General features: G+C 71.8%; 22 protein-coding genes. 8 read left to right on the top strand and 14 right to left on the bottom strand.

The window, feature by feature from the left end:
* Nucleotides 1–23: 23 nt before the first annotated feature.
* The 3 genes from ACQKQD_RS29675 to ACQKQD_RS29665 all read right to left on the bottom strand — a co-directional run bounded on the left by ACQKQD_RS29675 (nt 24) and on the right by ACQKQD_RS29665 (nt 3,596).
* On the bottom strand, nt 24–1,205 hold the full coding sequence (locus ACQKQD_RS29675; RefSeq protein ID WP_427510356.1) for a serine hydrolase domain-containing protein: 1,182 nt from the start codon (nt 1,203–1,205) through the stop codon (nt 24–26).
* A 221-nt stretch (nt 1,206–1,426) separates the two neighbouring features.
* On the bottom strand, nt 1,427–2,998 hold the full coding sequence (locus ACQKQD_RS29670; RefSeq protein ID WP_427510373.1) for an ABC transporter substrate-binding protein: 1,572 nt from the start codon (nt 2,996–2,998) through the stop codon (nt 1,427–1,429).
* 229 nt (nt 2,999–3,227) lie between these two features.
* A complete protein-coding gene (locus ACQKQD_RS29665; RefSeq protein WP_132368888.1) occupies nt 3,228–3,596 on the bottom strand; it encodes a hypothetical protein in 369 nt (122 codons plus the stop codon).
* An 807-nt stretch (nt 3,597–4,403) separates the two neighbouring features.
* Here ACQKQD_RS29665 and ACQKQD_RS29660 point away from each other — a divergent pair.
* The 3 genes from ACQKQD_RS29660 (at nt 4,404) to ACQKQD_RS29650 (ending at nt 8,414) form a co-directional block, all read left to right on the top strand.
* A complete protein-coding gene (locus tag ACQKQD_RS29660) occupies nt 4,404–5,303 on the top strand; it encodes a LysR family transcriptional regulator (RefSeq protein WP_427510372.1) in 900 nt (299 codons plus the stop codon).
* Between the two features lie 227 nt (nt 5,304–5,530).
* A complete protein-coding gene (aspA, locus tag ACQKQD_RS29655) occupies nt 5,531–6,982 on the top strand; it encodes an aspartate ammonia-lyase (protein ID WP_100253099.1) in 1,452 nt (483 codons plus the stop codon).
* An 82-nt stretch (nt 6,983–7,064) separates the two neighbouring features.
* The gene (locus tag ACQKQD_RS29650; RefSeq protein WP_427510355.1) at nt 7,065–8,414 is read left to right on the top strand and encodes a dicarboxylate/amino acid:cation symporter; all 1,350 of its coding nucleotides are present in this window, start codon (nt 7,065–7,067) and stop codon (nt 8,412–8,414) included.
* A gap of 151 nt (nt 8,415–8,565) precedes the next feature.
* Here the strand turns inward: ACQKQD_RS29650 and ACQKQD_RS29645 are convergent, their stop codons facing one another.
* Together ACQKQD_RS29645 and ACQKQD_RS29640 are read right to left on the bottom strand one after the other, a co-directional pair.
* On the bottom strand, nt 8,566–9,411 hold the full coding sequence (locus tag ACQKQD_RS29645; protein ID WP_427510354.1) for an aspartate dehydrogenase: 846 nt from the start codon (nt 9,409–9,411) through the stop codon (nt 8,566–8,568).
* 82 nt (nt 9,412–9,493) lie between these two features.
* The gene (locus ACQKQD_RS29640; RefSeq protein ID WP_020095926.1) at nt 9,494–9,934 is read right to left on the bottom strand and encodes a ribbon-helix-helix domain-containing protein; all 441 of its coding nucleotides are present in this window, start codon (nt 9,932–9,934) and stop codon (nt 9,494–9,496) included.
* A 253-nt stretch (nt 9,935–10,187) separates the two neighbouring features.
* On the opposite strand from ACQKQD_RS29640, the gene ACQKQD_RS29635 reads away from it, so the two are divergent.
* From ACQKQD_RS29635 to ACQKQD_RS29625, 3 genes are all read left to right on the top strand, one after another.
* Entirely contained in the window at nt 10,188–10,493 is a 306-nt protein-coding gene (locus ACQKQD_RS29635; RefSeq protein WP_427510353.1) for a lactoylglutathione lyase, read from the top strand.
* A gap of 68 nt (nt 10,494–10,561) precedes the next feature.
* Nucleotides 10,562–11,098: a gluconate 2-dehydrogenase subunit 3 family protein gene (locus ACQKQD_RS29630; RefSeq protein ID WP_427510352.1), complete on the top strand. Its 537-nt coding sequence runs from the start codon at nt 10,562–10,564 to the stop codon at nt 11,096–11,098.
* A gap of 108 nt (nt 11,099–11,206) precedes the next feature.
* Nucleotides 11,207–12,775, top strand: coding sequence for a GMC family oxidoreductase (locus ACQKQD_RS29625; RefSeq protein ID WP_091927600.1), 1,569 nt, complete (start codon nt 11,207–11,209; stop codon nt 12,773–12,775).
* A 123-nt stretch (nt 12,776–12,898) separates the two neighbouring features.
* On the opposite strand, the gene ACQKQD_RS29620 is transcribed toward ACQKQD_RS29625, so the two are convergent.
* Complete coding sequence (locus ACQKQD_RS29620) at nt 12,899–13,171, bottom strand: usg protein (RefSeq protein ID WP_020095930.1); 273 nt, start codon at nt 13,169–13,171, stop codon at nt 12,899–12,901.
* 357 nt (nt 13,172–13,528) lie between these two features.
* Nucleotides 13,529–14,425, bottom strand: coding sequence for a LysR family transcriptional regulator (locus ACQKQD_RS29615; RefSeq protein WP_427510351.1), 897 nt, complete (start codon nt 14,423–14,425; stop codon nt 13,529–13,531).
* Between the two features lie 114 nt (nt 14,426–14,539).
* Between ACQKQD_RS29615 and ACQKQD_RS29610 the strand changes: the two genes are divergently transcribed.
* Nucleotides 14,540–15,325, top strand: a complete 786-nt coding sequence (locus tag ACQKQD_RS29610) for an SDR family NAD(P)-dependent oxidoreductase (RefSeq protein WP_427510350.1) — start codon at nt 14,540–14,542, stop codon at nt 15,323–15,325.
* A 122-nt stretch (nt 15,326–15,447) separates the two neighbouring features.
* On the opposite strand, the gene ACQKQD_RS29605 is transcribed toward ACQKQD_RS29610, so the two are convergent.
* The 3 genes from ACQKQD_RS29605 to ACQKQD_RS29595 all read right to left on the bottom strand — a co-directional run bounded on the left by ACQKQD_RS29605 (nt 15,448) and on the right by ACQKQD_RS29595 (nt 19,279).
* Nucleotides 15,448–17,109 (bottom strand): ABC transporter permease, encoded by a 1,662-nt coding sequence (locus ACQKQD_RS29605; RefSeq protein ID WP_427510349.1) that lies wholly within the window; start codon nt 17,107–17,109, stop codon nt 15,448–15,450.
* A gap of 16 nt (nt 17,110–17,125) precedes the next feature.
* Complete coding sequence (locus ACQKQD_RS29600; protein ID WP_020095934.1) at nt 17,126–18,151, bottom strand: extracellular solute-binding protein; 1,026 nt, start codon at nt 18,149–18,151, stop codon at nt 17,126–17,128.
* An 81-nt stretch (nt 18,152–18,232) separates the two neighbouring features.
* Nucleotides 18,233–19,279 carry an ABC transporter ATP-binding protein gene (locus ACQKQD_RS29595; protein WP_427510371.1) on the bottom strand — a complete coding sequence of 349 codons (1,047 nt, stop codon included), beginning with the start codon at nt 19,277–19,279 and terminating at the stop codon, nt 18,233–18,235.
* Between the two features lie 593 nt (nt 19,280–19,872).
* On the opposite strand from ACQKQD_RS29595, the gene ACQKQD_RS29590 reads away from it, so the two are divergent.
* Entirely contained in the window at nt 19,873–20,289 is a 417-nt protein-coding gene (locus ACQKQD_RS29590; protein WP_139215686.1) for a hypothetical protein, read from the top strand.
* A gap of 56 nt (nt 20,290–20,345) precedes the next feature.
* Here ACQKQD_RS29590 and ACQKQD_RS29585 read toward each other — a convergent pair whose 3' ends face one another.
* The 4 genes from ACQKQD_RS29585 to ACQKQD_RS29570 form a co-directional block, all read right to left on the bottom strand.
* Nucleotides 20,346–20,564 carry a hypothetical protein gene (locus tag ACQKQD_RS29585; protein WP_020095937.1) on the bottom strand — a complete coding sequence of 73 codons (219 nt, stop codon included), beginning with the start codon at nt 20,562–20,564 and terminating at the stop codon, nt 20,346–20,348.
* The gene (locus ACQKQD_RS29580) at nt 20,548–20,757 is read right to left on the bottom strand and encodes a hypothetical protein (protein WP_020095938.1); all 210 of its coding nucleotides are present in this window, start codon (nt 20,755–20,757) and stop codon (nt 20,548–20,550) included. The genes ACQKQD_RS29585 and ACQKQD_RS29580 overlap by 17 nt, the downstream gene beginning before the upstream one ends.
* A gap of 13 nt (nt 20,758–20,770) precedes the next feature.
* Nucleotides 20,771–20,995: a hypothetical protein gene (locus tag ACQKQD_RS29575; RefSeq protein ID WP_091981226.1), complete on the bottom strand. Its 225-nt coding sequence runs from the start codon at nt 20,993–20,995 to the stop codon at nt 20,771–20,773.
* A gap of 241 nt (nt 20,996–21,236) precedes the next feature.
* Nucleotides 21,237–21,557 carry a PsiF family protein gene (locus ACQKQD_RS29570; protein ID WP_427510348.1) on the bottom strand — a complete coding sequence of 107 codons (321 nt, stop codon included), beginning with the start codon at nt 21,555–21,557 and terminating at the stop codon, nt 21,237–21,239.
* Nucleotides 21,558–21,572 lie beyond the last annotated feature (15 nt).

The raw sequence follows: 21,572 nt of genomic DNA, 5'->3' as shown, positions 1-21,572 counted from the left end.
ATGCGTCGGGCGGACCTTGTCCCTCAGGGAGACGTCTCGGACAGTCGACGGTCTTCCACGGCGGCGTAGACCATGGTGCGGGTCAGCGTGCGGTAGTGCTGGCGCTGGTCGGCCGAGGAGGTCTGCATCATCAGGAGCGCGAAGAACCCCTCTACAGGGTCAACCCAGAAGTATGTGCCTCCGACGCCGCTCCAGAACCAGTCGCCGACATTGCCGGGGAACGGCGCCTCGCCCGCCGCGAGGCGGACCGCCACGCCGAGCCCGAAGCCGTAGCCCGGCCCCGGCGGATAGTAGGCGGCCTTCGCGATCGCCGCCCCGAGATGATCCGAGGTCATGAGTCGCACGCTGGCCGGCGCCAGGACGCGCGCGCCGTCGAGACTGCCGCCGGCGAGAAGCATGCGCAGGAAGCGGGCGCAGTCCGCCGTGCTCGATACGAGGCCGCCATTGCCCCTCTGGCCGCGCCGCGGCTGCGCCGGATCGTGAAAGACAGGGCGCTGCCCCGGTGCTTGCGGCAGCGGCTGCGCGACGCGTGATCCCATCGCGGCCGAGATCTGGAACAGCGTGTCGGCCATGCCGAGCGGCTCGAGCACGGTCGCGTCGAGGACCCGCTGCAGATCCGCGCCGCCCGAGATCTCCAGGACGCGGCCGAGCACGTCGGTGGCGTGCGAGTAGTGCCACACCGTGCCGGGCTCGTGCTCCAGCGGCAGGCGGGCGATCCGGTCGGCGAACGCCGCGTTGTCGAGATCCTCGGCGAGCAGGCCGTCGGCCGCGTAGGCGCGCCGCGCCGGCCCGTCGCCGAGATAGCCGTAGGCGATCCCGGCGGTGTGGCGCAGGAGATCCTGAACGGTCGGCCTGGCCCTGGCGGGCCTGAGGCCGCCGTCCGGATCGAGCACCGACAGGTGCTCGAAGGCGGGAATGAACGCCGCCACGGGCTGATCGAGGCGCAGGGCGCCGCGCTCGGCGAGCACCATGGTAGCGGCGGAGACGACGACCTTGGTCATGGAGTAGATGCGCCAGAGCGCGTCGGGCCCGAGGGGCGCGCGCGCGACGCGGTCGCGGTAGCCGACGGTGCGTCGCCAGATCGCCCCGTCCGCGCCGCCGACGAGCATGTCGGCCCCGGCGATCGCGCCGCTGTCGACATCGGCCGTCAGGCGGTCGCCGAGGCGGTCGAGGTGGCGGGAGGAGAAGGCTGGCGCAGTCCGCATGGCACCGATGTAGCGCGCGCCACCGCGCCCGCATCGCCGCGGCCGCGAAAGGCCGGACGGCGACGTGCATCGGTTCCGGTGTCCTCGGGGCGCCGCGCGCCGGGGCGACGGTCCGGCCCGGCGAAGGATGGCGCGCCACGTACGGACCGGGCGCGGCTCTAAGCCTCTGTTTCGACGCGCTCTCGTGCGCCGGACCGGTATCCACTTCGGTGGAGAGCGCTCTAGGCCGGCCTGACGTCGTAGAATTGCGGGAAGCCGTTGCGCACGCCCGTCAGGCCCCGATAGGCCGTCGCCTCGTAATAGGCGCCGAGCGGCAGGTACGGCACGTCGATGAAGAACTGTCGCTGGATCTCGGCGCAGATCGCCTTCTGCGCCGCAGAATCGGGCGCGGTGAACCACGCGGCGCGCAGCTCCTCGAGACGGGGCGCGCGGGGCCATCCGAACCAGGCCTGGTCGCCGTTGCCGCGGATGCCGAGCTGGCCGGCGGGATCGAAGTTGTTGGTGCCGTTCAGGTAGGTGACGAAGGTGCTCCAGCCGCCCTTGTCCGGGGGCTGGCGGCTCGCCCGGCGCTGCACCAGGGTCCCCCAGTCCATCGCGACGAGGTCCACGGCGAGCCCGCATTTCTGGAAGGCTTCGGCCGCGACGAGGGCCAGGGGATGGGTGGCCGGGTAATCGGTCGGGTCGAGCATGACGACGCGCTCGCCCCGGTAGCCGGCCTCCGCCAGGGAGCGCCTGACCGCGGCGTAGTCGCGGGGGCCGACCAGCCCGTCGGTGCCCGCGCGCGTCGCCATCGGCGCCTCGGGGCTGAAGACGCCGACATGGTCCTTCCACAAGGCGCGCTCGTCGCCCGCGACCGCGCTCATGAACTCGGTCTGGTCGATGGCGCCGAGCAGCGCCCGGCGGATCGCGGGATTGTCGAAGGGCGGATGCAGGTGGTTGAAGCGCAGGCAGCCGATGCCGCCGGCCGGATCGAGCACCTCCAGCCGGATCCCCGATCTGCTCCTGAGCAGCGCCTGCAGGTCCGGCGTCGGGTTCTGCCACCAGTCGACCTCGCCGGCCGCCAGCGCGCTCGCGGCGGTGGAGGCGTCGGGCACGATCCGCCACTCGATCCGCTCGAAATGGGCCCGCTTCGGTCCGGCGGTGAAGCTCGCCGCGCCGTCCGGGCGGGGCACGTAGCCGTCGAAGCGCTCGTAGACGGTGAGCGCCCCCGGGACGCGCTCGTCCGCCTTGAAGCGGAACGGGCCCGAGCCGACCATCTCGGTGACCTGCGTGTTCGGGTCGGTCTTCGCCAGGCGCTCCGGCATGATGCAGGGCATCGAGGTACCGGTCTTGCCCAGAGCCGCGGGCAGCAGCGGGAACGGCCGCTTGAGGCGGAACTGCACGACGCGGTCGGAGGTCGCCGCGAGTTCGTCGGTGGCGTCGATCAGCGCCCGGCCGAAGGCGTCGCGGGCGGCGAAGCGGCGCACGCTCGCCACCACGTCGCGCGCCAGCACCGGCGCGCCGTCGTGGAAGCGCAGGCCCTCGCGCAGGGTCAGGCGCCAGAGGCGGCCATCCGCCTCGACGGCGTGGCCCTCGACCATCTGCGGCTGGAACTCGTAGCCCGCGGTCTGGCCGTAGAGGGTGTCGAAGACGAGGTAGCCGTGGTTGCGCGTCACGGTCGCCGTCGTCCAGATCGGGTCGATCACCGCGACGTCGCTTTCCGGGATGAAGCGCAGGACCTTGGCGGGCTGCGCGACGGCGGGCCGCGCGACCGCGGCGGCGGCCAGGGCGGCGAGGACCTCGCGGCGCCTCATCGGCGAGCGCTCGTGCTGGATGCCATCGGAGACCGTGCGCCCGTCACCCTCGTCGCGTCGCATGGTGCCCTCGGAGAGGCAGCGAGGCAAACGCGGGGCCGCGCCCCGCCGCGCGCGGCCGCGTCAGCGGGCGGTGCCCGGGGCACAGAGGCGGGGCAACTCGCGCCGCGAGCCCCCTGCACGACCCCGCGTCCGCCGGGCCGGAGCCTCCGTCCCGGCGCCTCGGGCCCTAGCGCTCGCGGTCGGCCCCGGAATCGGCCTGTTCGGGCGCGGTCATCTCCGGCGTCAGCAGACCGAGTTCGATCAGGAAGGCCGAAGTCGGTTCCAAGTAGACGCCGATCTGGATCGCATCCGGGTCCGAATGCGGCGTCACATAGGTGCGCCTCTCGTACAGCTCGGACTCGCCGCTCGCCAACAGGTCCAGCAACGCGCACCGGCGCATCCAAGAGATGATCCCGCGCGCGTAGGCGTCTTCGACCAGCTTGAATCCGCCGATCACGGCCTGTTCGAAATCGGGATCCGTTCGGATCACGACTCTGCGGGGTGTTTCCTGCATGTGTGTCCTGCGACGCTCTCGGATCGCGGCCAGCCGGCTCATGCTGATCTTGCGGCCGGCCGCCGAGGCTGACCCAGACTCGGACCAGTCCTGTCCAGGCGCAGAGCCCGCGCGGGCGTTTCCGTCGCCATCATTTGTGGTGCTCGGTGCTCGACCGAAGGACGTAGCACCCTGTCGCGGGCCGCCGCGCCCGCGGCTGAGGCCCCGCGGTCACATCGCTGCGCCGTGTCGTTCGATGTGCCGCACGCCTGCACGATTGCCGCGGAGCCGCCGGAGGGGCCGTTCGGTCGGGCGCTCCCCGAGCCGGCCGCGGTCCGAGCCGGCGGCCACGGCGACCCCGTCGCTCCGGCAACGCCGCCAGCGCGGGTGCTCCGGAACACGCCGGGCCTGAAAGCTTGAGCCTACATCGGGATCACACCGCGACGACCGTCGCGAGCCCGATGGAGACGACGATGACCTGGACGAACCGCATCACCATAGCCGCGACCCTCATCGGCGGCGCGATCGCGCTGGTGACTTACGCGCAGGCCCTGAGTCTGCCGACGCACTTCGCCTGAGCCCGCCTGCCGGGGGAGCGCCCCGCGCCGCTCCTCCGACGCCGTCGTGACGGCCACCGTCGCGTTGAGACTTATCGCGCAGCCCACGATCGTGCCGCCTCACTTCGTCCGAGGGGCGCCTGGCGGACCGCTCTGAGCCGCTCCGGGCCGCGCCGTCGGCGCGCGCGGTTCTCGGCAGGATCGGCCACGATCGGGCGCCGGACCGCGTCGGCGCGGACGCGCCCGCCCCGCTTGCCGGGCCCGCCCTTTCGGCGTTTCAAGGCCGTGACCCCTGGACGTGGCCCGGCCGGCGATGGAACTGAAGTGGATCGAGGACTTCCTCAGCCTCGCCGAGACCCGTAGCTTCTCACGCTCGGCCGAGGCGCGGCACGTCACGCAATCGGCGTTCAGCCGCCGCATCCGCTCCCTGGAGGTCTGGCTCGGCACGGCCTTGCTCGACCGCAGCACCTACCCGATCACCCTCACGGCGGACGGGCGCCACTTCCTCGAGACCGCCGAGGAGGTGGTGCGCCTCCTCACCCTCAGCCGCGCCGACTTCCGCAACCGCAGCGAGCGGTCGAGCCTGCCCGTCGTCGCCATCACGGCCCTGCATTCGCTCTGCCTCTCCTTCCTGCCGCGCTGGCTCGGCACGCTCCGGGGCGAGCTCGGTGCGATGAGCAGCCGCGTGCTGCCGGAGAACTTCAACATCTGCCTCCAGGCCCTGGTCGAGGGCGGCTACGACCTCATGCTGACCTATCACCATCCGGGCATCCCGATCCCGCTCGGGCCCGATCGCTTTCCCTGCCTCGTCGTCGGCCAGGACAGCCTCGTGGCCGTGGCGGCGCCGGCGGATCTCCCCCGCGACCGGGAAGGCCGCCTGCCGCTCCTGCAATATTCCCGCGGCTCCTTCCTGGGCCGGCTCGCCGCCATCGCCCAGGCCCGGGAGGGCGCGCCCGCGACCTATCCGGTCCACACGAACGAGAACTCGATGGCCGAGGCCCTGCGGTCGATGGCGCTCGCGGGACACGGGGTCGCGTGGCTGCCGAGGAGCCTCGTGGCCGGCGAGATCGCGGCGGGCGCGCTCGCCATCGTCAGCCCCGAGATGTCGATGGAGATCCGGCTGTACCGCAGCGCGGAGCGGGCCCGGCCGTTCCTGGAGGCTGTCTGGTCGGCCGCCGCCGCTGCTTCGAAGAACTATTCCGGTTCGGAATAGTTCTGGTCGCAACTAGCATTGGCGGCCCGCCGGCACCGGGACTATCAGACGCCGGCCGGTCAGGCGCGGCCGCCCGTGAGGGCGGGGCGACTGGCGGCGACCCTTCATCGCGCACCGTCGAGAGCGTCGACGCCCCCTCACGCGGGCCGGTCGCTCACGCGCAATCGTCTGCCCAACCGTCCTGCCCTACGGCGCGCCGGATCGCTTCCGCGCGCGAGGAGAGAGCCGTGTCCGAGATCGCTTCCGCCGCCGCCACCCGCACCGAGCACGACCTCCTGGGCGACCGCGAGGTTCCGCAGGCGGCCTACTGGGGCATCCATACCCTGCGCGCGGTCGAGAACTTCCCGATCACCGGCACCACGCTGGCCACCTGCCCGGACCTGATCCGGGCGCTCGCGGCGATCAAGCAGGCGGCGGCGCTCGCCAACCGGGAACTCGGCCTGCTCGACGCGGCGCGCTGCGACGCGATCGTGGCGGCCTGCGAGGAGATCCGGGCCGGCGGCCTGCACGATCAGTTCGTGGTCGATCTCATCCAGGGCGGGGCCGGGACCTCGACCAACATGAACGCCAACGAGGTCGTGGCCAACCGCGCGCTCGAACTGCTCGGCCACGCCCGCGGCGCCTACGGGCAGCTGCACCCGAACGAGCACGTCAACATGGGCCAGAGCACCAACGACGTGTACCCGACGGCCCTCAAGATCGCCGGCATCGGCGCGATCCGTCGGCTCGTCGCCGCGATGGCGTCGCTGCGCGGCAGCTTCGAGGCCAAGGCCGCCGAATTCTCGGACGTGCTCAAGATGGGCCGCACCCAGCTGCAGGACGCGGTGCCCATGACGCTCGGCCAGGAATTCGGCACCTACGCGCGCATGCTCGGCGAGGACGAGGCCCGGCTGGGCGAGGCCGAGCTGCTGATCCGCGAGATCAACATGGGCGCCACCGCGATCGGGACCGGCATCACCGCGCATCCCCTCTACGCGGCCGCGGTCCGCGCGCGGCTGTCCGAGATCACCGGCATCCCGCTCGTCACGGCCGAGGATCTGGTCGAGGCAACCCAGGATTGCGGCGCCTTCGTGCAGGTGTCCGGCGTCCTCAAGCGGGTGGCCGTGAAGCTGTCCAAGACCTGCAACGACCTGCGCCTGCTCTCCAGCGGTCCGCGCGCGGGCTTCGGCGAGATCAACCTGCCGGCCCGGCAGGCCGGCTCCTCGATCATGCCCGGCAAGGTCAATCCGGTGATCCCCGAGGTGGTGAACCAAGTGGCGTTCGAGGTGATCGGCAACGACGTGACGATCAGCTTCGCGGCCGAGGCCGGCCAGCTGCAGCTCAACGCCTTCGAGCCCGTGATCGCCTACAGCCTGTTCCGCAGCTTCGCGCATCTCGAAGCCGCCTGCCGCACGCTCGATCTCCACTGCGTGCGGGGCATCACCGCCAACCGCGAACGGCTGCGCGCCAGCGTCGAGCACTCGATCGGGATCGTGACCGCGCTCAACCCCTATATCGGCTACCGCAACGCGACGGCCGTCGCCATGGAGGCGCACGCGACCGGCCGCGGCGTCTACGACCTCGTGCTCGAGAAGGGGCTGATGGCCCGCGCGCAGCTCGACGCGGTCCTCCGGCCCGAGCGGCTGACCCGCCCGCAAGCCCCCGATCCGGTCATCGCCCGGGCCGTCGCCGGGGCCTGATCCAGAATCCGGGATCCGCGCCCGCGACGCCAGCGGTCGGATCCCGCACGCCGAACAACACGATCCCATGGGAGGACAACGGATGACGCACGCCGATACGGACCCGGATTCCACGACATCGCGCTCGGGCCGGCTCACGCTCTATACCGGGCTCGGGCTGGCACTCGGCATCCTCGTCGGCGCCGTCCTGCACGGACTGGCGGCCGGACCCGACGAGGCCAAGGCGTTCGCGGCGCACTTCACCCTCGCGACCGACATCTTCCTGCGTCTGATCAAGATGATCATCGCGCCGCTCGTGTTCGCCACCATCGTGGCCGGCATCGCGAGCTTCGGCGACGCCCGCTCGGTCGGCCGGGTCGCCGCGCTGGCCATGGGCTGGTTCGTCACCGCCTCGGTCGTCTCGCTCACCCTCGGGCTCCTGACCGCGAACCTGTTCCAGCCGGGCGCGGGCCTGGGCCTGCCGCTGCCCGACGCGGGGGCGCAGACCGGCCTGAAGGCCGCCTCGCTGAACCTGCGCGACTTCCTCGTCCACGTCTTCCCGACCAGCATCGTCTCGGCCATGGCCGGCAACGAGGTGCTGCAGATCCTGGTCTTCTCGATCTTCTTCGGCTTCGGTCTCAGCACGATCGACCGGCGCTACAGCGAGCCGATGGTGCAGCTTCTCGACGGCCTCGCCCGCGTGATGTTCAGGGTCACCGACACGGTGATGCGGCTCGCGCCGATCGCCGTCTTCGCGGCCATCGCGGCGGTCGTCACCGTCCAAGGGCTCGGCGTCCTTCTCGATTACGGCAAGTTCATCGCCAGCTTCTACGCGGGCCTGTCCCTGCTCTGGCTGCTGCTGATCGGTGCCGGCTGGGCCGTGCTGGGCCGGCGCGTGGTGGAGCTGCTGCGCCTGCTGCGCGCCCCGATGATCCTCGCCTTCTCGACGGCGAGCAGCGAGGCCGCCTTCCCGCGCACCGTCGAGGTGCTGGAGCGCTTCGGGGTGCGCCCGCGCGTGACGGGGTTCGTGCTGCCGCTCGGGTACTCGTTCAACCTCGACGGCTCGATGATGTACCAGGCCATGGCCGCCCTGTTCATCGCCCAGGCGTTCGGGATTCACATGGGCTTCGGCGAGCAGCTGACGATGCTGCTCGTCATGATGGTGACGAGCAAGGGCATCGCCGGCGTGCCGCGGGCCTCGTTGGTCGTGGTGGCCGCCACCGTGCCGATGTTCGGTCTCCCGGCCGCCGGCATCCTGCTGATCATGGGCATCGACCAGATCCTCGACATGGGGCGCACCGTCACGAACGTCCTCGGTAACGGGCTCGCCACCGCGGCGGTCGCCAAGTGGCGGGGTGAGATCGCGGGTGGCGTCCGGGAGGTGGGCGCGGAGCCCGCGGGGCCGCGCCTCGACCTCGCCGCGCGGCCCGCGACCGGCGCCGCCCGCGCTTGACGGGGCCGCCGTGGCCCGCTCGATGGCGGACGGGATCGCGCCGCTCGCCGCTGTCACGGACCGCTCCGGGCTCTGAGAGGCGACCGCGCCCGGGCACCGCTCCGGGCGCGGGGGAGCGGCGGCAGGGGCCGTGCCGGCCGGGTCCGGTCTGTCAGGTTCCGACCCGGAGCGGGGCTGTGAGCTTGCGCAGGTAGGCGATGACCGACAGGGCCGTGATGCGGCCCGTGCGGGGGTTCTCGTCGGTCGGGACGTTCTCGATCGTCATCGCGAAGCGCGCGGCGTCGGCCTCCACCTCGATGCGGTGCGTGTTGCGCTCCAGGCCGGGGTCGGCCCAGATCTCGAGCTCGGTCCGGTCGGGACCGATGCCGGCCAGCGAGAGCGCGACCGCGACGTTGAGATTCGCCGGGAAGCCGCGGGCCGCCTCGCGGGGGCTGCCGGCAAAGATGCGCATCGGCTCGGTGATGCCGCCGATCTCGATGCCGTTCTCCGCGAGGTAGGGCGCGCCGACGAGGCCGCGCACGGGCTTGCGGGTGATCATCCGCACCGTGCGGATAGTACCCTCCGCGGCGGCCGTCACGGCGTCGAGGCCGAGCAGCGCGCCGGTCGGGACGACGATCTGACCGCCGTGGGCGCGGGCCGTCGCCACGAGGTCCTCGTGATCGAGGAGCGCGCCGCAGCTCAGCACGATCGCGGTCTTCCCCGCCGCCACGAAGGGCCGCACGATCGCCGGGAGATGCTGGGACGGCGCGCATTCCAGCACGATGTCGGCCCGCGGCTCCAGGGCGTCGAACGCGGTGACGACCTCCGGCGGCTCCGCGAGCGCCGCGAGGGCGGCCCGGGCTCTGGCGGCATCGCGAACCGCGACGGCGGTCAGCCTCAGCCCCGATATGGCGCCCGCATCGAGCGCGCGCGCCACGGCCAGCCCGACGGTGCCGAGGCCGGCGATCGCGATGCGACCGCCGCGGATGGGCGACCTCGGGGCTTCCTGCAGCGGCATGTCGGGTATCCGTTCATCGGGGCCGGAGCGGCCGACCGCGCCAGCCCTCTGCATCGGCCATGCCGGGGGGGGGGGACGCGCCTCAGCCCTCGCCGCGGGCATCGCGCGGCCGGACCGCGTCGCCGCGCAGGGCGCGCGCGGTCCGCGCGACGTGTCCGACGCCGACGTCACGGTCGTCGATCCGGTCCAGGGCGCCGTCGACGTCCCCCGCGACCCTGCCGCGCTGTTCCACGGCGCGCCGCTGCGCCGAGGCGAGGCGGTCCGCCTTCATCTCGAGGTGCCTCAGGCACGCGCACCGCAGGAGCGAGGCGAAATTGCGTGCCTCACCGTGAAGAGCGAGCACTTCGTCGTAGAGAAGCGTCACGAGGCGGGGAAGGGTCATGCCCTGAGCGGCGGCGATGTCCTCGAGCACGTTCCAGAACATCACCTCGATCCTGATCGAGGTCGAGTGTCCGCCGAGCCGGATGGAGCGGGTCTCGCCCTCGTAGTCGGCGGACGGCATCCCCGAGTACAGATTGCACATGTCCACCCCTGCGATCCGCGCCGCTCACCCGCGGCGACCGCCCGCGCTTCCCCGGGATGAGGAACAATAATGCAGCGCGCGCCCGTTTCCACCGCCTTCCGGGCTCTGGCATAACGCGCTCCGCGGATCGTCGCGGGCCCGCTCCGCAGTAGCATGATACTACCACCGCACGCTGGAGCGGCTCTAAGTTTCCGCTCGGCGGGACCCCTCGGGGCCTTCGGCCTCGGGCCTCGACAGGGGGATCATGCGCGACATGTCCGACATGCCCGAGCGGATCCCCGCGATGATCCGGGTCCGGGACGCGGCGCGCTCCGCGCGTTTCTACCGGATCACCTTCCGCCTCGACACCGCCGACCGGCCCGACTTCGAAACCTTCACCCCGATCGATCTCGCGCATGCCGCGTCCGGTCTCGCGTCGGCGCTGACGGTCAACACGGGCCACGACGGCGCCTGCGGCCTGGGCGTGGGGGCCGCCCGGGGCACGGCGCGCTCCTGCTTCATCGACGACCCGGACGAGCACAAGATCGAGGTGCTCGCCCGCGGTTGGCGCTTCGCCTGATGACCCGCGACGGCCCGCCATCGGCCGCCGCGGCACCGGCACGACCGACACGGACAGGGGAGGACGGGATGAGGATGCAGGAGACGGGCGCACACCTGTCCCGCCGCGGGTTCCTGGGCGCCGCCGGCTCGACGCTGCTCGCGGTCGCGGTCATGCCGGACGGCAGCGTGACCGGGCGGGCCTGGGCGCAGATGCCGAAGGCGACGAAGCCCGAGACCTTCGCCTCGCTCGTGCAGATGTCGCGCGACTGCTACCCGCACGACCGCGTCGCCGACAGGTACTACGCCGCCGCGGTGCAGATCCTCGACGACGCGGCGCGGACCGCTCCAGGAGAACTGACGCTCCTCGAGGATGGGATGGCCGCGCTCAACCGGACGGCCGTCGAGAGGCACCGCCTGCCCTACGCCAAAGTTCCGCAGGACACGGACCGGGCGGCCCTCCTCGAGACCATCGAGCCGACCCCGTTCTTCCAGAAGGTGCGGGCCAACCTCATCGTCGGTCTCTACAACCAGAAGGAGCTGTGGCCGATCTTCGGCTACGAGGGCGCCTCCTTCGACAAGGGCGGCTACCTGGAGCGCGGATTCGACGACATCGACTGGCTCTGACGGCGGCCCGGCGCCCGCGCCGGCGGCCGCGCGCGACACGCATTCACCGCTCGGTCCGACCATCCCGCGCGAAGACGGGACGGGGCCGATCCGCGGCAGGAGGAAACCATGTCAGCTCCCTACGATCTCAGCGACGGCTCCGTCTTCGTCATCGTCGGCTCGGGCGCCGGCGGCGGGACCCTCGGGACCCAGCTCGCGCTCAAGGGCATCGACACCGTCATCCTCGAGGCGGGCGACCGGCACGAGACCTTCGACTTCGTCAACGACGAGTGGGATTCGTTCGCCCAGCTCGCCTGGAAGGACAAGCGGCACGCCACCGGACCGTGGCCGATCGCCAAGACGTTCCCCAACCTGCCGGCCTGGATCGTGAAGGCCGTCGGCGGCTCGACCGTGCACTGGGCGGGCGCGTCGCTGCGCTTCCAGGAGCACGAGTTCAGGACGCGCACGCATTACGGCGCCGTGAAGGGGGCCAACCTCCTCGACTGGCCCGTCGACCTCCCGGAGATGGACCCCTGGTACGCCATGGCCGAGAACCGGATGGGCGTCACGCGCACCAACGGCATCCCGGGCCTGCCGGGCAACAACAACTTCAAGGTGCTCGAGGCCGGCGCCCGCAAGATCGGCTACACGGAGGTGCATACCGGCCGGATGGCCATCAACTCCGAGCCGCGCGACGACCGCGCCGCGTGCATGCAGCTCGGCTTCTGCTTCCAGGGGTGCAAGTCGGGCGCCAAGTGGTCGACGCTCATCGCGGAGATCCCGAAGGGCGAGGCCACGGGCCGGCTCGAGGTCCGTTCGGGCTGCCAGGTGCTGCGGATCGAGCACGATCCCGGCGGCAAGGTCACCGGCGTGGTCTACGCCGACAAGGACGGCGTCGAGCACCGGCAGAGAGCGCGGGCCGTCGCCGTGGCCGGCAACTCCATCGAGAGCCCGAGACTCCTCCTCAATTCGCACTCGGCGAAGTTCCCTGACGGTCTGGCCAACGCGTCGGGGCAGGTCGGGCGCAACTACATGCGCCACACGACCGGTTCGGTCTACGCCATCTTCGAGAAGCCGGTCCACATGTACCGCGGCACCACGATGGCCGGCATCGTGCGCGACGAGGCCCGGCACGATCCGAGCCGCGGCTTCGTCGGCGGCTACGAGCTCGAGACGCTCTCCCTGGGCCTGCCCTTCATGGCGGCGTTCCTCGACCCGCAGACGTGGGGCCGCGACTTCACCGGCGCCCTCGACAAGTACCGGAACATGGCGGGCCTCTGGATCGTGGGCGAGGACATGCCCTGTTCCGACAACCGCATCACCCTGTCGGACGACACGGATGCCTACGGGATGCCGGTCGCGTCGGTCCATTTCGCCGACCATCCCAACGACGAGGCGATGCGCGAGCACGCCTACAGGCAGGGCAGCGCCCTCTACGAGGCCGTCGGCGCGGTCCGCACCATCCGCACCCCGCCCTATCCGTCGACGCACAACCTCGGCACGAACCGCATGAGCGCGAAGCCCCGGGACGGCGTCGTCAACCGCTTCGGCCAAGCCCACGATGTCGAGAACCTGTTCGTCTCGGACGGCTCCCAGTTCACGACCGGCGCCGCGGAGAATCCGACCCTCACCATCGTCGCGCTGGCCCTGCGGCAGGCGGACCACATCGCCAAGCGGATGAGTCGCGGCGAGATCTGAGCGCGGACCCGGCACCCGCATCCGGCCGGCGCAGGCGATCTCCGCGATCTCCGCGATCTCCGCGACCATCGCGATCGCGCTTCCCGCGCGGGTCCGCGGAAAGCTCGGCTCCCGCCCCCGGCGTCAGTGGAGGTGAAACTCGCTGCCGACGGCCCGCAATTCCGCGGGCCTGATCAGGCGGCTGTGGGCCACCTTCACCGAATGCAGCGGCCCATCGAGGGCGCCCTGCCAGAAGGCCAGGAAGCGCTTCAGCTCCGGGAAGACGGGGAAGAGATCGTGCTGCTGCCAGATGAAGGTCTGGAGCAGGTGGGGATGGTCGGGCAGGTGATACAGGATCTCGGCTGTCGTCAGGCTGTAGCCTTCCAGCTGACGACGGAAGGCGGTCGAAACGCTCATGGCGGCCCCTCCTGCGCGCATCGTGACAGTGACCCACGACGAAGCAAGAAAGTTGCCGGCTGAGCTGTTAACAAACGCCGAATCGCCCGCGATCTCAGTCGGTTAGCACTCAGAGCGGCCGATGGCTGCCAGAGCGGTTCGGGGTCGCGCGCAGGCGCGCGCTGCACCGAGGTCGGGCCGCGCAGGACGGGCTCGGCGACACTCGGTTCCAGCGCCCGGACCGCGAGCCGGCCTCTCCGTCGCCGGATCTGATCCTGTTCAGGACCCAAGCGTCTCAAATATTGCGCGTCTTCTAGCAATGAAACTCAATATTACTGCAGTCGAGGCATCGCTCGTGAAGCGTCTGCTGCGCCGATGTCATTCCTCCACCGTCGCGTGGGCGGCGAGGAAATCGGCGAAGCTTCGGATGCGCAGCGCCAAGCGCGCGTGGCCGACATAGAGGACGTGGACGTCCTCGGCATCGCCGGGGTTGAACGCCTCCAGCACCGGCACGAGCCGACCGGCCGCGAGATCGGCCGCCACATGGAACCGGGCGAGGCGGGCGATCCCGGCGCCGCCGAGCGCCATCAGGCGCACCACCTCGCCGGAATTGCCGTAGAAATTCCCCTGGATCGGCCGCTGGTTGAGACCGGCTCCGACGCGGAACGGCCAGGTATCGAGGGAGCGGCGGAAGCTGAAGTTGAGGCACTTGTGCGCCGCGAGGCCGTCGGGATGCTCCGGGACACCTTCCCGCGCGAGATAGGCGGGGGCGGCGACCACGATCATCCGGCTGCGCCCGAGGCGTCGGGCCCGCAGGCGGGTGTCGCGGAGTGGGCCGATCCGGATCGCGACGTCCGCCTGCGTGGCGGGCAGGTCGATCACCTCGTCGGTCAGGGCGAGATCCAGGCTCATCCGCGGGTGCTGCGCGAGAAAGCGCGGCAGGACCGGCAGGACGACGTGGGTCCCGTACGGGACCGAGGCGTTCACCCGGAGCCGCCCGCTCGGCTCGGCGGCGGTCTGGGTGAGGCCCCGCTCCATCGCGTCGAGTTCCGCCATCAGCTCGGCGGCCCGCTCGCGGTAGGCCTCGCCTTCCGGGGTCAGGGTCAGGGATCGGGTCGTGCGCCGGAGCAGCGCGACCCCGAGGCGCGCCTCGAGGCGGGCGACGGCCCGGCTCACGGCGGAGGGGGTTTGCCGCAGGGCCTTGGCGGCCGCCGCGAAGCTGCCGCACCGCGTCGCCTGGAGGAACGCCTCCATGTCCCCGAGCCGATTGTCCATCGCGCCGCCACTCGTGCATCGAAGTCACGATCATCGTGCCGCGATGCCTGCTACTCAGCAATCCGGCGGCCGTCCATCTCCTCGGGACCGACACGGCAACGAGGACGAACCGTCATGGATCTTCAGCTCACGGGACGAAGCGCCCTGGTCACCGGCTCGACCGCCGGGATCGGTCTCGCCGTGGCCAAACGGCTGGCCGCGGAGGGCGCGGAGGTCATCATCGCGGGGCGCCAGCAGGCCAAGCTCGACGCGGCCGCGGCCGCGGTCGCCGCGGCGGGCCGCGCGCGCGCGATCCTGGCCGATCCCGCCACGGCCGAGGGCGCTGCCGCGCTCGTGCGCGCGGCCCCCGCGGTCGACATCCTCGTCAACAATCTCGGGATCTACGAGGCCAAGGCCTTCCCGGATATCGCCGACGACGACTGGCACCGCCTGTTCGCGGTCAACGTCGTGTCGGGGGCCCGGCTCGCGCAGGCCTATCTCCCGGGGATGCAGGCGCGCGGCTGGGGGCGCGTCCTGTTCGTCTCGAGCGAGTCCGGGATCGTGCCGCCGCCCGACATGATCCACTACGCCGTGACCAAATCGGCCCAGCTGACGATCGCCCGCGGACTCGCGCAACTCACCAAGGGCAGCGGCGTCACCGTGAACACGGTGCTGCCCGGGCCCACGCGCTCCGACGGGATCGGCGATTTCCTGAAGAGTGTCGCCTCCGATCCCGACCTGTCGCCCGAGGCGATGGAGGCGGAGTTCTTCCGGCTCCATCGGCCGCTGTCGCTGATCCAGCGCCTGATCGAGCCGGACGAGGTCGCCGCCATGATCGCCTACCTGGCGAGTCCCCTCGCCGCAGCGACCAACGGCGCCGCGCTCCGGGTCGAGGGCGGGATCGTGCCGACCGCCGCCTGACCGCCGAGGCCCGCGACGCGGAGACGGGCGCGGGACGGATACCGGCGCGGGGAGCGGGCGCCGCGAAGGGCGGGCGATCGATCCCCGACCTCTCCCCGACCTCTCCCCGACCTCTCCCCGGCCTATCCCCGGCCGGTCCGCGGCTCTTCCCCGGCCAACCGTCCCGGCCCGATCGCGTTCCGGTCGAGCCTGAGCAGGAGCGTCACCGGGAGGAGACCGATCATCACGATGAGCACGGCGGCGACGGCGCCGTCCTCGTACGTGCCGCGCGCCGCCTCGCCGTAGAGATGCGTGCTCAACGTCTCGACGTTGAGGGGACGCAGGAGCAGCGTCACCGGCAGTTCCTTGGCGATGTCGACGAAGGCGAGGAGGCCGCCGCTCAGCACCGCGGGCCAGGCCAGCGGCAGCTGCACGGTGACCAGCGTGGCGAGCCGACCCCGCCCGAGCACCCGCGCGGCGTCGGGGATGGTGCGCGGGATCCGCGCGAAGCCGGCCTCGCTGGCGCCCACCGTGACGGTCAGGAAGCGCAGGGCGTAGGCGATGACGAGGGCGGCGCCGGTCCCGAGCCCCACCCGTGCGGTCGTCAGGCCGGCCTCGAACAACCCGGCCTCGACCAGCGCCAGAGGACCCAGGAGCCCGACCGCCAGCACGGTTCCGGGCATGGCGTAGCCGATCCCGGCCGCGCCGATGAGCAGGCGCCCGGCCCGGGCGCTCAGCAGGGAGGGAACGGCCGCCACCGCCAGGCCCGCCAGCACCGTCACTGCCGTGGCGAGGCCCGCGTAGTAGACCGTGTTGAGGGCCTGGGCGGCGAGCGCGTCGGGCAAGCCGCTCGCGTCGATCCGGCGCCACGCCTCGAGGCCGAGAGAGCCCGCCGGCACCAGGAATCCGATCGCGACGGGGGCCGTGCCCAGGGCCACGGCCGCCCCGGCCCGCCAGCCGTCCAGCCGGCGGCGCGCGCCGGCCGTGTGGCGGCGGGCGCCCCCGGCATAGCCGCGGCCGGCCCGCGCGAGCCGTTCGAGGCCGACGACCGCGACCACCGCGGCCAGCATCACCAACGCGATCTGCGCGGCGCCGGGCAGGTCCGAGCGGTTCACCCAGGTGGCGTAGACCTGCACCGTCAGCGTGCGCACACCCAGGAACTCGGCCGCGCCGACATCGTTGAGCGCCTCCATCAGGGCGAGGCCGGTGCCGAGGGCGATCGCTGGCCGCGCGAGCGGGAGGGCGATCCGCAGGAAGCTGCGCCACGGCCCGGCCCCGAGCGCGCGCGCGGCTTCCAGCAGCGAGCCGGCCTGCATCAGGAACAGCGCGCGGGTCGGCAGATAGACGTAAGGGTAGAGCACGAAGCCGAGCAGCAGGCTGCAGCCCGGCAGCGAGCGCAGGTCCGGCAGGGCGAGATCGCGCGGGCTCGACAGGCCGAGCAGGCTCCGCAGCCCGACCTGGAACGGCCCGAGCGGGTGCAGCAGGTCGAGATAGGCGTAGGCGACCACGTAGGTCGGCATCGCCAGCGGCAGCAGCAGGGCGGCCTCGAGGAGGCGCCGACCGGGGAAGTCGAACGCCGCGACCAGCCACGCCGTCGCGGTCCCGAGCCCGATCACCAGGAGGCCAACGCCCGCGAGCAGCAGGGCGGTGTCGCGGATCGCCTGCGGCAGCACGTAGGCGGCGAGGTGCGGCCACAGCTCGCCGCCGCCCTCGGACGCCGTGAAGCCCAGGGAGATCACGGGCGCGAGCAGCAGCGCCGCCAGGGCGACCGCCCCCGCCCAGCCCAGAGAGCGGGTCACCGACATCCGGCCCGGCTCGAACTCAGTTGTCGAAGCCGACCTTGTCGACGAGCAGGCTCGCCGCCTTGCGGTTGCGGGCGATCTCGACGAGCGGCGTCGGATCGACGCTCAGCGGACCGAGCTCCGCGAGCAGCGGCTCGATCGGGGCGCCGGCCTTCACCGGATACTCGTAGTCGACCTTGGCGTAGAGCGCCTGCGCGGCGTCGGAGACGAGGTACTCGAGGAGCTTGACCGCCTGGTCACGGTTCGGCGCGTTCTTGGCGACGACCGCCCCCGACACGTTCACGTGCGTGCCCCCGCCCTCGAAGGTCGGCAGCACGACCTTGATGGCCGCGCCCCATTTCTGCTGGTCCGCCCCGCCGCGACCCGAGCGCATCAGTCCGACATAGTAGGAATTGCCGAGGCCCACCTCGCAGAGGTCGGCCGCGATGTCGCGGGCCACGTCCCGGTCGCCGCCCGTCGCCTTGCGGGCGAGGTTGTCCTTCACGCCCCGCAGCCACGCCTCCGTCTTCTCCGCGCCGTGGCGGACGAGGAAGGCGGCGATCAGGGCGGTGTTGTAGGGATGCTGGCCCGAGCGCAGGCACACCTTGCCCTTCCAGCGCGGGTCGGCGAGCGATTCGTAGGTCGCGGCCGCGAGATCGTTCAGGCCCGTGTCGGCGTAGAGCACGCGCGCGCGCATCGAGAGGGCGAACCAGCGCCCGTCGGCGCCGCGCAGGGGCGCCGGCACGGCCGCTTCGAGCACGGGCGAGCGCACCGGCTGGGTCAGGTCGCGGTCGACGAGTTCGATCAGGTTGCCGATATCGACCGTCATGAGGACGTCGGCGGACGAGCGCGCGCCCTCCGCGGCGACCCGCTCGGCCAGCCCCTTCTCCACGAAGACCGTGTTCACGGTGACGCCGCTCTGCGCCGTGTAGGCGTCGAGCAGCGGCCGGATCAGGCCCGGCTCGCGGGTGGTGTAGAGGTTGACCTCGGCCGCGTAGGCCGGTCCGCCGAAGCAGAGAGACAAGCACAGGCTCGCCCAGGCTCCGGTTCTGCAGACGTCCAACATGATAAACCCCGTTCGTCGAGCGACGAGCCGGTGCTATACAGTAAGAATGCGCCCCGCAAGGCGGATTTATTTAGATATGTTCTAATTACAATCTGACAACACTTGAGCTCTGTCCGGCAGCGGGAAGACGTGGGCGCGCCCGGGCAGCAGCTCGATGCCGACCTGCTCGCCCGGGACTTCCTCCGGCGGGAGGTCGAGGCGCAGCGGCGCGCCGAGGCCCGCGACCGCGATGTCCAGGCGCAGACGCGGCCCCGCGAAGGCCCGGCCCAGGATCCTGGCCGGCACCCCGGCACCCGCCGGCCCGAGGCGGATCGCCTCCGGGCGCAGGCAGACCTTGACCGCGCCCTCCGGCACGGCGTCGGGCCGGGGCAGCGTGCCGAGGGGTGTCGCGACGTGGCCGTCGACGGCGCGGCCCGGAATCTCGATGATCTCGCCGAGCGCCCGGGCGGCGAACGGCGTCGCCGGCGCGGCGTACAGCGCCTCGGCGCTGCCGCTCTGGACGATCCGACCCCGGTGCATCAGGACGATGCGGTCCGCGCAGGCGACCGCCTCGGCCGCGTCGTGCGTGACGAGGATCGCGCCGATGCCGTCCCGCCGCAGGACCGCCAGGGTGTCGGCGCGGACACGCTCGCGGGTGCCGGCATCGAGGTTCGAGAACGGCTCGTCGAGGAGCAGCACCCGCGGACGCGGGGCCAGGGCCCTGGCGAGCGCCACCCGCTGCGCCTCTCCGCCCGACAGCGTGCCCGGATAGCTGTCGGCGCGGTGTGCCAGCCCGACCTGATCGAGGCGCTCGCGGGCGATGTCCCGCGCGTCCGCGCCGCGGAGATGGGCGAGGCCGAAGCGGACATTGGCCAGCACGGTGAGGTGGGGAAACAGCGCGTAGTCCTGGAACATCAGGCCCACGCCGCGGCTCGCGGGCGGCGCGTTGCGGCCGCGCCCGGCGACGCGGCGATCGCCGAAGGCGATCTCGCCCGCGTCCGGCGCGTCCAGGCCGGCGATGAGCCGCAGCAGCGTGCTCTTCCCGCAGCCGGAGGCGCCGAGCACCGCCAGGATCTCGCCCGGACCGAGCGTCAGCGACACGTTGTCCAGCGCCAGCGTCCGGCCGTAGCGTCGGCTCACGCCCGACACCGCGAGTTGCCCCGCGGCGGGACCTGAACCGGCGCCGGGCGACGCGTCGGTCGGAGAAGTCTTGCGGCGTCGAAACACGGGCAGGAGATCCGGCGGGCGACGGGCCCTCGATCGAGAACGGGTGGAGTCACCGTTCTCATCCGGCCCTCCGGCACGGCGCGGCCCGCCGGGCGGTGCGGCTCCAGGGTGTCGTTGGTTGGGCCGCCCCGGTACCTGACGCCCGGCTGTCTCGGCCCCGGTCTCCGGCGCCGCGGGGCCGGGGGCGTAAGAAGGCTTGCCGCTGGGTCGTGCCCGGAAGTCCTGCCCGCGAGACTTGCCGCGGGGGCGTGTCCTCCCGGCTGCGCGACCACACCGTATCGGTCGGCTCAGCACGCGACACGGCGGACGGTGCACGGCGCAATCGGTCATCGGCGCGCCGGGAGCCGCTCTTGCTGAAGGACAGCGTTGTCCGGTCGATCGCGGCTCGGTGCCGACAGGTCAGGCGCGCGGAGATCCCGCGTTCTGCATTCATCAAATCAATCGAATTTTAAAGGTCATGGCAGCACTATTGAATTGGTTCGATGCCATACTCCTCGCGTGCGGTGGGGGACATCATGCGCGCGTGGCTGGTGGCAGGTGTGGCGTTCTCTACACTTGTGGGTAGCATCGACACCGTCGAGGGGCGCGGGCGTCTGTTCTTCGGGCGGTCGTCGACGGCGCAGCGACCCGCGTTGCCTCCGTCTGTCGCCGCGACCGACACGGCCCCGAGCGGCCGTGCCGGCTACCGTCCCACCATCGCGATCGCGCCGGCCCCCATCGCTGCGGCCGTTCCTGCGGCGGCCGCGGCAGCGGTGGCGAACACCCCGGCCGAAGCGCGCGAGCCGGAGCTTCGGCCACAGCCCACCCTCCTCCGCCCGCCGCCCGAAACGCCGCGTGTCCAAGCGGTGCGCGCCGTCGCCCCGAGTTGCGAGACCGGGAGGCGCGTCGGCGGCGTCGACAGGGCGGAAGCCGGCTTCTGCCTGATCAACTAGGTGTTTGATCCCGCCGGTCGATCCCTCAGCGGACAGGCTCCCGGTCTGGCCGGGGATTACTGCGCGCGTCCCGGCCCGTCTCTCAAGCCGAGCCGCAGAGCCCGCGCGAACAGGTCGCTGAGCGTGATCCAGTCAGCACCGTCGATCCGCCAGCGCGCGCAGTCGTCATCCGGCTCGACCGTGTACCCGCGGCACCGAAGCACGGCGACCGCGTCGAGCACCGGGTCATCCCCTTCGCCCAGGTGGGCATCCTCTCGGTCATGGGCGTGGGTCAAGGCTGACGCTCATCACATCCGCGAGTTGAAAGAGGAGGTCGCCCACGACACCGATCGGCAGCAGGACGCAGAACTCACTGTCGTCGGGCGACCGCAATCGGATCGCCAGTGTGCCGCCGCCGTCGATGACCTCGACCGAGCGCACCGCCGCAGCGCCCAGCACGTAGGGGACCGCGCTGTCCGAGACCGTCATCCTCGGAGGCCGATCACGCGATTTCCATCTCGAGCGCGACGTCGGCCAGATAGGCCGCGATGCGCGCGCTCGCCCGGGTGTCCGACGCTTCGATGATGAGGCCGGCGCCGCCGGGCGGGCCGTCATAGCGCCGGAGAACGGATTCGGCCTTGAGCGCCGCCTCGCGCTCCGAGGTCGCGCGCAGGACGCGCCGATCGCCCTCGATGCGGATCAGGATGCGGAAGGGAGCGCGCTTCATGCTGGGACCGCCTCGGCCATCTGACCCGCGCCGTCGCGGCTCGATGGGTCAGTTACGGCGAGGCTGGCAAAACCGTTCCGCGACGGAGCGGGGGGAGAGTGAGGGGGACGTCGACCGCTTCGTGGAAGCCCGAGTGACGTTCAGGACGCCCGAGATCGGTCGGTATCTCGAACGGCATCCGTTTCACGCAGCCCTGACATTGGTCAGAAGCCGAACAGGGACGCGGTATGGGCGCAGGCGACTAACCTCTGAGGCACGTGCTCATGAACGTCTTGCGCTCGGCGCCCTTGAGGCTCTTGGCCGAGGCATCCGCATTGCAGCTCTTCATCTTCATCTGCTGCGGCGTCAGCTCCTTGGCCGGCGCGGCGCTCTTTCCCGCGAGGCAATCTGCCATGAAGCTCTTGCGCGCGGCGCCCGACAGCCGTTGCGTCCCAGCATCCACGTTGCAGGATTTCATCCGATCCCGCTGCGCGGTCTGAGCCGCCGAGGGTGCGGGGGCCTGCGCTCGGACGGACACCGTGCAGGCGAAGACGAGGGCCGAGGCGAGAGCGAGCGTACGCACGGTGGAGGACCTCCG

Source organism: Methylobacterium sp. NPDC080182, assembly GCF_050281105.1.
GTDB lineage: Bacteria > Pseudomonadota > Alphaproteobacteria > Rhizobiales > Beijerinckiaceae > Methylobacterium.
This window is presented reverse-complemented; position numbering and strand designations above follow the sequence as displayed.